Below are 13382 nucleotides of genomic sequence, written 5' to 3'. Positions count from 1 at the left end.
GGGTGCGGGCGGGGCGCGCCGTGTTGGGCGCGCCGAAGGAAGGTAAACGTAACCCGAAAGTATAGCAGGCGAGGGCCGGACGCCGCTGGCGGCGGCCCGGGCCCGATGCCGGGCAGGTACAATCCGCGCCATGGAAACTTTTGACATCGCCGTGATCGGCGCGGGCGCCGCCGGGATGATGAGCGCCGCGGTCGCCGGGCAGCTTGGCCGCCGCGTCGTGCTGATCGATCACGCACCGCGGCTCGCCGAGAAAATCCGCATCTCGGGCGGCGGCCGCTGCAACTTCACGAACCTGTACGCAGGCCCCGACAACTACCTGTCGGCGAATCCGCATTTCGCGCGTTCGGCGCTGGCGCGCTATACGCCGCGCGACTTCCTCGGGCTGCTCAGGCGCCATCATGTGACCTGGCACGAAAAGCACAAGGGCCAGCTCTTTTGCGACCACGGCAGCGACACGATCATCGACGTGCTGAAGCACGAATGCGACGCGGGCGGCATCGCGTGGCGCCGGCCCGTCGTCGTCGACGCGGTGCGCCACGCACCGGCCGACGGCTTCACGCTCGACACGCAGCAGGCCGGATCGATCGGTGCGCGCGCACTGATTGTCGCGACGGGCGGCCTGTCGATCCCGAAGATCGGCGCGACCGATTTCGGCTACCGGCTCGCGAAGCAGTTCGGCCACAAGCTCATCGATACGCGGCCCGCGCTCGTGCCGCTCACGTTCGCGCAGCACGACTGGGAGCCGTTCGCGGCGCTCTCCGGCGTGTCGCTCGAAGTGCGCGTATCGACCGGCGACAAGAAGCGCGGTGGCGAATTCGTCGAGGACCTGCTGCTGACCCATCGCGGCCTGTCGGGGCCCGGCATCCTGCAGATCTCGAGCTACTGGCAGCCCGGCGACCCGATCCGCGTCGACCTGCTGCCGCAGCGCGACACGGTGGCCGACCTGCTCGACGCGAAGCGCACGTCGAAGCGCCAGATCGGTTCGCTGCTCGCGGACTGGGTGCCGTCGCGCCTCGCGCACGCATGGCTCGACACACACAGTGTCGCGGCCGACGCACGGCTTGCGGACCTGCCCGACAAGACGCTGCGCCAGATCGGCGACGCGCTCGCCGGCTGGACGCTGACGCCGAACGGTACCGAAGGCTACAAGAAGGCCGAGGTGACGAAGGGCGGGATCGATACGCGGGAGCTGTCGTCGGCGACGATGATGAGCGCGCGCGTGCCGGGGCTGTTCTTCGTCGGCGAGGCGGTGGACGTGACGGGCTGGCTCGGCGGCTACAACTTCCAGTGGGCGTGGGCGTCCGGCACGGCGGCCGGGCAGGCCGCGGCGGAGTATGCGCGCGGCGCCTGACGGGCCGGGCAAGCCCCGTTTTAGCGGGACCAGGCCCCGTGCCTTTGAACAATCGCTCTGCTATACTCGGTAGTCTTTCCCTGCAAACCTTTATTCGTGTCGGATCATGACGATCATTCGCGTTAAAGAGAACGAGCCGTTCGAAGTTGCAATGCGTCGCTTCAAGCGCACGATCGAGAAGAATGGTCTGTTGACCGAACTTCGTGCGCGCGAGTTTTACGAGAAGCCGACCGCGGAGCGCAAGCGCAAGAAGGCTGCTGCGGTGAAGCGTCATTACAAGCGTATCCGCAGCCAGACGCTGCCGAAGAAGCTGTACTGAACGATTGGGCGCCGCGCGGTTCGCTGAGCGGCGCACCGGCGACTCCGTGCGATCGGGTGATCGCGCAGCCGATCAGGCGGCGAGTCGCCGATGCCGGATTCGAGCAACCCGCTTGAGACACTGTCCCAAGCGGGTTTTTGTGTTGACGCCCGTTCGCGGGCGTCGGATTCACGTTTCCATCCCGGGTGAAAGATGAGTTTGAAAGAGCAGATCAGCGAAGACATGAAGGCCGCGATGCGCGCGAAGGAAAGCGAGCGCCTGGCGACGATTCGCCTGCTGATGGCCGCGATCAAGCAGCGCGAGGTCGATGATCGGGTCACGCTCGACGACGCGGGCATCACGGCCGTGATCGACAAGATGATCAAGCAGCGCAAGGATTCGATCAGCCAGTTCCAGGCCGCCGGCCGCGACGACCTCGTCGCGAAGGAGCAGGCCGAGTTGACCGTGCTGGGCGGCTACATGCCTGCACAACTGTCGGATGCCGAAGTGGCGGCCGAAGTCCAGGCGGCGGTCGCGCAAACCGGCGCAGCCGGCCCGCAGGACATGGGCAAGGTAATGGGTGTGCTGAAGGGCAAGCTCGCCGGCCGTGCCGACATGACAGCCGTTTCCGCGCAGGTCAAGGCCGCGCTCACGAAGTAAAACCCGTTCCCGGCGCGCGCGGCGTTGCGTGCGCCGGGCGTCGTATGGTCTTTTTTCGCTCGATCCCACGGTGATTCCGCATTCGTTCCTGCAGGACTTGCTGAACCGCGTCGATATCGTCGACGTGGTGGGTCGGTACGTGCAGCTCAAGAAGGGCGGCGCCAACTTCATGGGGCTGTGCCCGTTCCATAACGAGAAGAGCCCGTCGTTTACCGTCAGCCCGACCAAGCAGTTCTATCACTGCTTCGGCTGCGGCGCGCACGGTACGGCGATCGGCTTCCTGATGGAGCATGCGGGGCTCACGTTCCCGGAAGCCGTGCAGGAGCTCGCGCAGTCCGTCGGGCTGACCGTGCCGCACGAGCCGTCGATGCGCGGCGGCGGTGGAGGCGGGGGCGGCGATTATCCGGCGCCGGTGTCGAAATCCGTCGCGACCGCGCTGTCCGATGCGATGACTGCCGCGTGCGATTACTACCGCAAGCAGTTGCGCGGCGCGACCGTCGCGATCCAGTACCTGAAGAACCGGGGCCTGACCGGCGAGATCGCCGCGCGCTTCGGTCTCGGTTATGCGCCGGACGGCTGGCAGAACCTCGAAACCGCGTTCCCCGACTATCGCGACGAGTCGCTCGTCGAGTCGGGGCTCGTGATCGTCAGCGAGAAAACCGATGCGCAGGGCGTCGCGCGCCGCTACGACCGGTTCCGCGAGCGGATCATGTTCCCGATCCGCAACGTGAAGGGGCAGGTGATCGGCTTCGGCGGTCGCGTGCTCGGCAGCGGCGAGCCGAAATACCTGAACTCGCCCGAAACGCCGCTGTTCAACAAGGGCAGCGAGCTGTATGGGCTGTTCGAGGCGCGGCTCGCGATTCGCGAGCGCAAGTACGTGCTGGTCGTCGAAGGCTACATGGACGTCGTCGCGCTCGCGCAGCTCGGTTTCCCGAACGCGGTCGCGACGCTCGGCACCGCGTGCACGCCGATTCACGTGCAGAAGCTGCTGCGCCAGACCGACACGGTCATTTTCAGTTTCGACGGCGACTCGGCCGGGCGCCGAGCGGCCCGGCGCGCGCTCGAGGCGTGCCTGCCGCATGCGGCGGACAACCGCACGATCCGGTTCCTTTTTCTGCCGGCCGAGCATGATCCGGACAGCTATGTGCGCGAGTTCGGCGCGGATGCGTTTTCCGAGCAGGTCGAGCGCGCGATGCCGCTGTCGCAATTTCTGCTCAACGAAGCAATTGCCGGCAAGGCGCTCGATCAGCCGGAAGGCCGCGCGAAGGCGCTGTTCGATGCGAAGCCGCTGCTGCAGGCGCTGCCTGCGAACGCGTTGCGCGCGCAGATCATGCACATGTTCGCGGACCGCCTCGATATTCCGTTCGAAGAGGTCGCGGGGTTGTCCGACGTCGACGCGCGGATCGCGGCGCCGCCGCGCCAGGCGCCCGCGCGCAGCGAGCGGCGCCGCGTGACGGACAGCGAAAAGCGTGCGTTGCGCACGCTGGTGATGCATCCGCGTATCGCGTCGCAGCTCGACGACGAACAGATTGCGACCCTGCGCGCGTTGCCGCGCATCGGCGAGCTGTTCGCCGAAGTCGTCGACCATGCGCGTGCGCTGGGCGACGGCGCGGAGTTCCGGCTGCTGTCGGATGTCCTGAGGACGTCCTCGAACGGGGCGACTTACGAGGAAATCTTCCGCGAAATTCTGGACTATGATGAAAACGTCCGCGATTTGCTGTTACAGAATCCGGAAGACGAGACGGTGCCCGAGCGGCAGCGTGAACAGGAACGGATCGCGGGGGAGGAGCTGCAGGCGGCGGTGCTCAAGATGCGCTATGACGCCTGCTGCGACCGGCTCGATCGGCTGGCGCGGCAATCCACCTTCACACCCGGGGAATTGGCCGAATTGACGGAATTGAACCAGCAGCGAACCGACATGAAGCGTCGGCTCGGGCTGTAGGCGGCCGGGGCGCTTAGAGAGGGTTCCCCAGCGTGCTATAATATAAGGTTTCCAGCGGTTTGTTTTCCAAGCAGAGGCGAGAATCGCGATGGCAAAGACGACAGGCGGAAAGAAAGCAACAGGCAAGGGCTCGACGGAGCCGACCAAGAAGGTCACAGCGGCCAAGTCTGCTTCTTCCGCCAGGACAACGTCTTCAGCATCGTCAGCCCCTGCGGGAAAGAAAACCGCGGCCGGCACCGCTCAGGCTGCGCCGGCGCCGGCAGCCAGAACACGGGCTGCCGCCAGACCCGACTCCGGGCCGGCCAAGCCGGCGGCGAAGCGGGCAAGTGCGAAAAGCGCAAGGGACACGACTGCCGCCGCGGACGAAACGGCAGTACGTACTACTCATGCACCCACGGTTCAACCGGCTGTCGTCCAGCAGCCGCGAGTCGATATAGCCGGTACGGCGAACTCCATGACCAAAAAGCTGAACGAAGTATCCGTCGACGACGACGCAAATCAGAGCGACGAGCAGCCCGCAGCCGCGGCTGCACCGGGCAAATCCAAGGTGCGCGATCGTCGCGCCAAGGAAAAGGCGCTGCTGAAGGAAGCGTTCGCGACGAGCACGCCGGGCACGGCCGAGGAGCTCGAAGAGCGCCGCGTGAAGCTGCGCGCGCTGATCAAGCTCGGCAAGGAGCGCGGCTTCCTTACGTACGCCGAAATCAACGATCACCTGCCGGACAACTTCACCGAGACCGAAGCCCTCGAAGGCATCATCGGCACGTTCAACGACATGGGCGTGGCGGTCTACGAGCAGGCGCCGGACGCGGAAACGCTGCTCCTGAACGACAACGCGCCGGCCGCGTCGTCGGACGATGAAGTCGAAGAGGAAGCGGAAGTCGCGCTGTCCACCGTCGATTCGGAGTTCGGCCGCACGACCGATCCGGTCCGGATGTACATGCGCGAAATGGGCACGGTCGAGCTGCTCACGCGCGAAGGCGAAATCGAGATCGCGAAGCGGATCGAGGACGGCCTGCGCCACATGGTGATGGCGATTTCCGCGTGCCCGACGACGATCGCCGACATCCTCGCGATGGCCGAGCGCGTCGCGAACGAAGAGATCCGCGTCGACGAACTCGTCGACGGCCTGCTCGATCCGAATGCTTCGGACAGCGCCGACACGGACGGCTTCTCCGCGAAGGAAGCGGAAGCCATCGAGAACGAGGACGAGGAAGCCGAAGAGGAAGAGGAAGAAGAGGAAGAGGAGGACGATGACGGCGCCGCGCAGGCGACGGCCAACGCCGCCCAGCTCGAAGCCCTCAAGCGCGCATCGCTCGACAAGTTCTCGCAGATCAGCGAGTGGTTCGACAAGATGCGCCGCGCGTTCGAGAAGGAAGGCTACAAGTCGAAGTCCTACCTGAAGGCGCAGGAAACGATCCAGACCGAGCTGATGACGATCCGCTTCACCGCGCGTACCGTCGAGCGCCTGTGCGACACGCTGCGTGCGCAAGTGGACGAAGTGCGTCAGGTCGAGCGCCAGATCCTGCACATCGTCGTCGACAAGTGCGGCATGCCGCGTTCGGAATTCATCGCGCGCTTCCCGGGCAGCGAGACGGATCTCGACTGGGCCGAGAAGATCACGGCCGAAGGCCATTCGTACAGCGCGGTCCTGTCGCGCAACATCCCGGCGATTCGCGAACAGCAGCAGCGCCTGCTCGACCTGCAGGCGCGCGTCGTGCTGCCGCTGAAGGACCTGAAGGAAACCAACCGCCAGATGGCGGCCGGCGAACTGAAGGCACGCCAGGCGAAGCGCGAAATGACCGAGGCCAACCTGCGTCTCGTGATCTCGATCGCGAAGAAGTACACGAACCGCGGCCTGCAGTTCCTCGACCTGATCCAGGAAGGCAACATCGGCCTGATGAAGGCGGTGGACAAGTTCGAATACCGTCGCGGCTACAAGTTCTCGACCTATGCGACGTGGTGGATCCGTCAGGCCATCACGCGTTCGATCGCGGACCAGGCGCGCACGATCCGTATTCCGGTTCACATGATCGAGACGATCAACAAGATGAACCGCATCTCGCGGCAGATCCTGCAGGAAACCGGTCTCGAGCCGGATCCGGCAACGCTCGCCGAGAAGATGGAAATGCCGGAAGACAAGATCCGCAAGATCATGAAGATCGCGAAGGAGCCGATCTCGATGGAAACGCCGATCGGTGACGACGACGATTCCCATCTCGGCGACTTCATCGAGGACACCAACACGGTCGCGCCGGCGGATGCCGCGCTGCATGCAAGCATGCGCGACGTCGTGAAGGACGTGCTCGATTCGCTGACGCCGCGCGAGGCGAAGGTGCTGCGGATGCGCTTCGGCATCGAGATGAGCACGGACCACACGCTCGAGGAAGTCGGCAAGCAGTTCGACGTCACGCGCGAGCGGATCCGTCAGATCGAGGCCAAGGCGCTGCGCAAGCTGCGTCACCCGAGCCGTTCCGACAAGCTGAAGTCGTTCCTCGAAGGGAACTGATTTCCAGCGTTTCTCCTGCGAACGCCGCCGGCATCTGCGTGATGCCGGTAGCGTTTGTCTCCTTTGTTGTTACAATGCCGGCCCGGCTTCCTTGCCGGGGCTGCGTGTAGCACGCGTCAAATCTCATCAGGGCTTGTAGCTCAGCGGTTAGAGCAGTCGACTCATAATCGATTGGTCGCGGGTTCGAACCCCGCCGGGCCCACCAGATTCGCTTCCACGGTGTTCCATGGAATGCCGCAAACCCGCGATAGCCGCAAGGCTTCGCGGGTTTTTTTGTTGGTTCAACGCGAAATTCCGGGGACGGCGGCGCGGATCTTTAGGAAGAAGTACTCCTCGTCGCGGACCCGTAGGCCCTACGCTTAATGACTTTGATGGTGTTGTTGATGCCTTCGACAACGCTGGTATTGAGCGGATGGCGGCAGCGGGTCACGATTCCGTGCCAGTAGCCCTGCAAGCGCTCGGCGAACTTTTGCAAGGCGGCGATCCCGCTTTGCTGAGCCTGTTCGAACCATTGCCCCCAAGCCTTGCCCGCCCAGGCCGGCTTTCGGTGGAACCAGAGCCGTTTGAACTCGTCGCATAGCACGTAGACGTATAACAGCGACTGATTGGCGGCCAGCGACTCCTTCAACTGCACTGTCTGTTCCGGCTTCAGATTGTGGCCGTACTGACGCAAGCGGCGCCGGCGGTTCCGCTGTCGGTATTGAGCGGGCAGGCGGAGAGGATGGTCGACGCGGTGAAGTTGATGGAAGCGCTCGGAGGCAGGTCGACGGACGAGATGGAATCTGGGTCGGCTTCGACCGGCGGCCGCATCGAACGGCGCTATCCGGGCCCTGCCAGCCTCAGGTCCGGCTCGACCAGGAATTGGGATTTCACATGATCGACGACATAGATGACCACGCCGCTCGCCCGGCGCGTCCTCGGTGAATAGTCGAACTCGGTCGCATCGGCGTCGGCGGATGCCGGCCTCACGAGAAACACGTGCATTCCGGCCTTGAATACGTGATGCGAGGGCAGACGCTGATTGACCAGTTCGATGAATTGCGTGGCCGAGATCACGGGCATGAAAGCAGACATGGATCTTCTCTGGTACGAACCGATAAAGCGTTCAGGACGGACAAGCTTGAGCGTCGCAGGGTTTCACGCAGCCAGAGGCCGCGGCATCAAAGCGTACCGCGGGCCGTGGACGATTCGGCATTCAACCAGTAGCCGTGCTTGCCGTAGAACTGATGCAGCACAATCTCGTCGCTTCGATAGACGGGCTGCGAATCGTCGTATTCGGGGCTATGGCGAATCGATTCGCGGTTGAGCGCGGTTGATGCCGTTTCCGTGGCCCAGTCCACCCGGTCGAGCCAGTGCGTCGCGATCAGGACTTCCTTGTTGGTCAACCACCAGTTCCGCGTACTGATTGCGAGGTAGCGGATCACCCAGGCTTCATCGTCGTAGATGAAGTCGGACACGCGGCCGATGCGTCCGGCCGTGGTTTCGAGCCGATAACCCTTGACCCGGCCGGTGCCGCGCAGATGCGTATCCGTCGGTGTGTCTGCGGGCGCGTCGGCCCCCGCGTCGGCCGGCGTTGCGCGAGTGGGCAGCGGACTTCCAGCCTCGAAATCTTGCGACAGGGCGGCAGAATGGAACGCAGGGTATGCGTTCATGCCCCACAGGTTCGGGCCACCCCAGTAGGGCGGGTAATGGTAGTACCGCAGGTATTCGACCTCGTGTTGACGGGATAGCGGCTTGCGTGTGTCCAGATTCGGGCTGTCTCCTACTTGATGGCGCGTCAGGTCGATATGCAGCGTGCTGGATCGGGAGTCGGTGTGCTTGACGGAGTAGGGCGAGATGAGCACCCGCCTCTCGTGCAGCCAGTCGCCCGTCTCGACGACGAGGTAACGGATGCACCAGTTGTCGTCGTCGAAGTAGGCTTGAATGATATGTCCGATGTCGCCGTCCTTCGCGCGGACCGCGCTTCCGTGCAATTCCTTGATGCTTCGTAGCATGATGTTCTCGTCAGATCGATGCGCGGCATGTCGATGATCCGGCTGAACCGCGTGCCGTGCGGTGGCGTCCAGTCGCTCGCCCGTGGATGCCGAGCGATTCGTACCGATCCCGTTCATGCTCGTGGTGCCACAGTCTGATGTTTCGTCGTGACGGATTCCGGCATGCTTTCACGGTACTGGAAACGGACTGCCGACGCGGTACGAAAGCGTACAAAGTGTGCGCCGGATCGGACATGGGTCTGTCGGATCGACTCGGATCAGGATAACGAATCGACTGGAACATCCCCGGGGGGCGTGACGTGATGTGAAGCCGACGATGCAGGCTTCGACAACGCGCATTGGCTGCTGATGCCGCAATCGCAGTGGGGATTGTCGCTTTACCGGTACTGCAGCCGGACGCCGTACCGGGCGGACTGACGGCGTCCTGCCGGATCGAGAGGTCGTTGCGCCGAAAGCCGCCTGTGCGCAGAGGGGCGGGGGCTCATGGCTACATGAACCAAATGAACGTATGACGCGCGTGCCGGGATGCCGAAACTTCCACGATGTATCGCTCCGATTGGCCGTTGTAGCTCGCGTTGATCGCATAACGTCCATTCTTCAGATTGGCCAGCATGAACGGGCCGTCCGACGGCGTTTCCAGGACCGTATTGCCTTTCATGTCCGTGATAGTCACAAGTACGTCGGACAAGTATTCGTTCTCGCTTCGGGCCCGGCGGACGAAGGTGAGCACGAGTGCGTAGTCGCGCATGGCACCTTTGATGGCGACCGATTGATCGAGTCCGATGCCGCCCGACATATAGGTAACCTGATCGGTGTGCCGTATCGGAGGAAGGTTGTCGTCGGCTGCGACCGGGGCGATTCCGACTAACGTGGCACTTAGAAGGAACGCGCGCATTAAGGACGCGGATGTTTTCATGAGGGATCTCCTGGAGGATTCGGCGGGGAGTAGACGTGTGGCGGCAGTGTTGGTCTGACTGACAGGGCCGGCTCGCTTCTCACCAATGCGGCTATTCGCGCCGCATGTCTGTTCGGTGCCGGACGCTTGGTCTTCATCCGATTACGCGCCGTCCGGGGCGTCGTACGTGCCGGCTTCGGCAACTTGAGCAGCGCGCTGCCTGCGGGCGTGGCGTTATCGCGAACACTGCGTCGGCGGCATGTCGCGCATCTTCAGAACACCACCACCGGGAAAACATGGGAGTGTGCCGTCCCGATGGCAATCGAAGTATGCTGTGGCGCGGCACGGTCCGCGCGCGATGCCTGTCGGGCGCCCGGGCAGCCGTCGAGCCCCGCGATCCATCCGGCGGCCGGAATAAACATGCTTCGCTCGGGAGTGGCGACGGTAATCATGATCATGCTGCGTTCGTGGGGTGCGATTCTTTCGTTGCTGGCGCTCGTCGCGTGCGCCAGCCTGCCGCCGCAGGCCGACCGCGCGCCGACGCATGCGTTCGCCGACACGGAAAACACGCGGCTGGGCGTTGCGTTCCGCCAGCAGGCCGGCATGCATCCGGGGCAGGACGCGTTTCATCTGCTGACGGATCCGGTCGATGCGCTGGATGCGCGCGTGCTGCTTGCGGACCGCGCGGACCGGTCGCTGGACCTCCAGTACTACATCTGGCACGACGACCTGACCGGGCACGAACTGGCCGACGCGATCATTCGCGCGGCCGATCGTGGCGTACGCGTTCGCGCGCTGCTCGACGATCTCGGCACGAACGCGGACGACCGCAAGCTGCTCGAGATCAGCTCGCACCCGAACATCGAGATCCGGCTGTTCAACCCGGTTGCCACGCGTACGTTCAAGAAGATCGGCACGGTGTTCGAGTTCTCGCGCGTCAACCGGCGCATGCACAACAAGGCGATGATCGCGGACAACCAGGCGGCGATCGTCGGCGGCCGCAATATCGGCGACGAATACTTCGGCGCATCGTCGATGCTGGAGTTCGGCGATCTCGATGTCGTCGTCCATGGTCCGGTCGTGAAGGACATCTCGACGGAATTCGATACGTTCTGGAATTCCCCGTATGCGTATCCGATCGACGCGCTGGTCGGGCACGACGCGGCGCCGGGCGGGCTGGACCGCGAGCGCGAACGGTTGCGCGACTACCTGAGGGCGATGGAGGACAATCCGTACGTGCTCGAAGCGAGGCAACGGCTCGACCGGATCGTTCATGGGCAGGGCACGGAACTGTCGTGGGGGCGCGCGACGGTGCTGTACGACGATCCGTCGAAGATCGCGCATTCGCCGAAGGACAGCGACGGGCATCTGATGCCGCAGTTGCGCGCGCTCGCATTGCAGCCCGAACATGACCTGCTGATCGTGTCGCCGTATTTCGTGCCGGGCAAGGCCGTCGTCGATCGGCTGCGCGCGCTCTCGGCGCGCGGCGTGCGCGTGACGGTGCTGACCAATTCGCTCGCGTCGACCGACGTGGCGGCCGTGCATGCCGGCTACCGGCGCTACCGAAGCGATCTCGTGGCGGCCGGCGTGCGGCTTTACGAGCGGCGGCCGTCGGGCGACAAGAGCATTTCGAAGCAGGTCATCATCGGGTCGTCGCGAGCGTCGCTGCATGCGAAGACCTACGTGTTCGACCACAAGAGCATTTTCATCGGGTCGATGAATCTCGATCCGCGCTCGCTGAACCTCAATACGGAGATCGGCGTTTACTGCGAGAGCCCGGCGATTGCGTCGCAGGTTGCAAACGACCTGGAATCGCGACTCGACCGGATCGCGTGGCGCGTCGAGCCGAGGACCGATCCGGCGGGGAAGGGGCAGCTCAAATGGGTTCAGACCGATTCGGACGGCAAGGTCGTCGAGCTCGATCACGAGCCGGAAGTGTCGGCCGCGCGTCGGATGGAAGTCTGGTTTCTCGGGCTGTTTCCGATCGAGTCGCAACTGTGAGCGACGATGCGCTGTGCTGCGCTCAGCACAGCGAGTGGCCGAGTTTTTCGATGACGTCCGCGAGCTGCATCGTCGCTGTCTCGATCGTCGCGTCGGTCAGCCCGGAATATCCAAGCACGAAGCCGTTGTACCGGCGGCCGTCGCCGACGCCGTAGCTGCTCAGCGGCTGAAGCAACAGGCCATGCGCGGCCGCCGCGTGCGCGACTTCGGTATCGTGCAGCGGCAGCGCGAGATCCGCCGACAGATGCATGCCGCCCGGGCTTTCCCGAACGCTCAACGATGTGCCTAGATGGCGGGCGAGTGCCGCTTCGAGGCTGCTGCGCCGCGCGGCGTACAGCGCCCGCATGCGGCGCAGGTGCCGCGCAAAGAGGCCGGTGTCGATGAATTCGGCCATCGCCAGTTGATCGGCCGAATGGCCGCGATGGACGAGTTCGCGCAGCGTCCTGGTGAAGCGGTCGACCAGCACCGGCGGCACCACCATGAAGCCGAGCCGGAGCGCGGGAAACATCGTCTTGCTGAACGTGCCGAGATAGCAGACCGGCGCGTCGGCATCGAGGCCCTGGATCGCCGGGAGCGGCTGGCCGCCATGGCGGAACTCGCTGTCGTAGTCGTCCTCGATGATCCACGCACCGCATGCACGCGCATGCTCGACGAGCGCCGCGCGTCGCCGTGGGCTCATCAGCGCGCCGAGCGGGTATTGGTGCGACGGCGTCGTATAGATCAGCCGGGGCGGTTGGGCGCGCCACTGTTCGTCGGTCGGCGCCATGCCTTCGTGGTCGACCTCGATCGGCACGATATTCAGGCCGGTCGAGCGGAATGCCGTCCTGGCGCCGTTATAGCAGGGGTTTTCGAGCCAGCCGAATTCGCCGGGATTCGCGAGCATGCGCGCGCACAGCTCGAGGCTGCCCTGCGTGCCGTCGGTGATGAATACCTGGCCAGCTTCGCAGCGCACGCCTCGCGAAACCCGGATGTAGGCGGCTACGGCGCGCCGTAATTCGGGCAGCCCTTCGACCGGGCCGTACGCGAGCTGGGTGGGCTTGACGGCTTTCCATGCGCGCTCGATGCAACGGCGCCACTGGGCGACCGGGAATTCGTCGAGCGAAGGAAGGCCGGGGACGAACGGCAGCATGCGCTCGGGCTCGGGACGGGCGTTCTCCAGGCCGTGCACACGCTCGGCCAGGTGAACCAGGGCCGGGCTGTCGTCATTCCCGGCGCTCGAACGGCCGCATCCGTCCCACAGCGTGATCGTGCCGTTGCGCGTGGCCGCCACGAAGCCTTCCTCGGCAAGACGCTCGTACGCATAGACCGCGGAGTTGCGCGCGATGCCCAGCTCCGCCGCGAGCACGCGCGTCGACACGAGCCGCGTGCGGGGCGGAATCTGCCCGTCCAGCAGCATGTTGCGCAGGCTCCGGTACAGGGCTTCCTGCTGGCTGTGTCTTGTCGTGCCGTCCTGTCTGGAAAGCGACGAGATGAGCAGCGCGAGATCCATAGGCTGGTTCCAGAATTTTTCCTTGGGCTGGTTCTTTTTAAGAATCAACGCACATCGTATTGTTCGCGTTCTCGCGGCGCAGTCCCGTGCCGGGCGATTCGCAGCGGATTGCCGGTACGTCGGACGATCGTTGCAATCGCGTATTTTGATCGATTCGGCGCGCGACTGTCGATAAGTCGATCGACCCGTCGTTCGGGCGTGGATGCTGCACGATTCCGATTCGATTCATTTCGCAGTGCATAGATA

Annotated in this window: 11 protein-coding genes, 1 tRNA gene and 1 pseudogene; 7 read left to right on the top strand and 6 right to left on the bottom strand. The window is 64.3% G+C overall.

From position 1 onward, the window contains the following. Positions 1 to 130 precede the first annotated feature (130 nt). From AC3WLY_RS28305 to AC3WLY_RS28280, 6 genes are all read left to right on the top strand, one after another. Complete coding sequence (locus AC3WLY_RS28305) at positions 131 to 1351, top strand: BaiN/RdsA family NAD(P)/FAD-dependent oxidoreductase (RefSeq protein ID WP_492308484.1); 1221 nt, start codon at positions 131 to 133, stop codon at positions 1349 to 1351. A 106-nt stretch (positions 1352 to 1457) separates the two neighbouring features. Next, positions 1458 to 1670, top strand: coding sequence for a 30S ribosomal protein S21 (gene rpsU / locus AC3WLY_RS28300; protein ID WP_006479415.1), 213 nt, complete (start codon positions 1458 to 1460; stop codon positions 1668 to 1670). 192 nt (positions 1671 to 1862) lie between these two features. Beyond that, positions 1863 to 2309 carry a GatB/YqeY domain-containing protein gene (locus tag AC3WLY_RS28295; RefSeq protein ID WP_006479409.1) on the top strand — a complete coding sequence of 149 codons (447 nt, stop codon included), beginning with the start codon at positions 1863 to 1865 and terminating at the stop codon, positions 2307 to 2309. Positions 2310 to 2379: 70 nt separating this feature from the next. Further along, positions 2380 to 4251, top strand: a complete 1872-nt coding sequence (gene dnaG, locus AC3WLY_RS28290; protein ID WP_175958677.1) for a DNA primase — start codon at positions 2380 to 2382, stop codon at positions 4249 to 4251. An 88-nt stretch (positions 4252 to 4339) separates the two neighbouring features. Beyond that, positions 4340 to 6757: an RNA polymerase sigma factor RpoD gene (rpoD, locus tag AC3WLY_RS28285; RefSeq protein WP_492308485.1), complete on the top strand. Its 2418-nt coding sequence runs from the start codon at positions 4340 to 4342 to the stop codon at positions 6755 to 6757. A 129-nt stretch (positions 6758 to 6886) separates the two neighbouring features. After that, positions 6887 to 6962: transfer RNA gene (locus AC3WLY_RS28280), tRNA-Ile, on the top strand. A gap of 76 nt (positions 6963 to 7038) precedes the next feature. Here the strand turns inward: AC3WLY_RS28280 and AC3WLY_RS28275 are convergent. From AC3WLY_RS28275 to AC3WLY_RS28255, 5 genes and pseudogenes are all read right to left on the bottom strand, one after another. Further along, positions 7039 to 7538, bottom strand: a pseudogene (locus AC3WLY_RS28275) (ISL3 family transposase); the annotation flags it as partial. A 38-nt stretch (positions 7539 to 7576) separates the two neighbouring features. Then, positions 7577 to 7831 carry a hypothetical protein gene (locus tag AC3WLY_RS28270; protein WP_175958678.1) on the bottom strand — a complete coding sequence of 85 codons (255 nt, stop codon included), beginning with the start codon at positions 7829 to 7831 and terminating at the stop codon, positions 7577 to 7579. Positions 7832 to 7917: 86 nt separating this feature from the next. Further along, complete coding sequence (locus tag AC3WLY_RS28265) at positions 7918 to 8751, bottom strand: PRC-barrel domain-containing protein (protein ID WP_425131915.1); 834 nt, start codon at positions 8749 to 8751, stop codon at positions 7918 to 7920. Positions 8752 to 9238: 487 nt separating this feature from the next. Next, positions 9239 to 9667, bottom strand: coding sequence for a carboxypeptidase-like regulatory domain-containing protein (locus AC3WLY_RS28260; RefSeq protein WP_244137167.1), 429 nt, complete (start codon positions 9665 to 9667; stop codon positions 9239 to 9241). 251 nt (positions 9668 to 9918) lie between these two features. After that, positions 9919 to 10104, bottom strand: a complete 186-nt coding sequence (locus AC3WLY_RS28255) for a hypothetical protein (protein ID WP_175958679.1) — start codon at positions 10102 to 10104, stop codon at positions 9919 to 9921. Between AC3WLY_RS28255 and AC3WLY_RS28250 the strand changes: the two genes are divergently transcribed. After that, positions 10097 to 11647: a phospholipase D family protein gene (locus AC3WLY_RS28250; protein ID WP_425131900.1), complete on the top strand. Its 1551-nt coding sequence runs from the start codon at positions 10097 to 10099 to the stop codon at positions 11645 to 11647. The two genes, AC3WLY_RS28255 and AC3WLY_RS28250, sit on opposite strands and share 8 nt — an antisense overlap. A gap of 22 nt (positions 11648 to 11669) precedes the next feature. Here AC3WLY_RS28250 and pdxR read toward each other — a convergent pair whose 3' ends face one another. Further along, positions 11670 to 13136 (bottom strand): MocR-like pyridoxine biosynthesis transcription factor PdxR, encoded by a 1467-nt coding sequence (gene pdxR, locus AC3WLY_RS28245; protein ID WP_492308486.1) that lies wholly within the window; start codon positions 13134 to 13136, stop codon positions 11670 to 11672. Positions 13137 to 13382: the final 246 nt, after the last annotated feature.

The organism is Burkholderia sp. FW306-1C-G01B (assembly GCF_058781685.1).
This window is presented reverse-complemented; position numbering and strand designations above follow the sequence as displayed.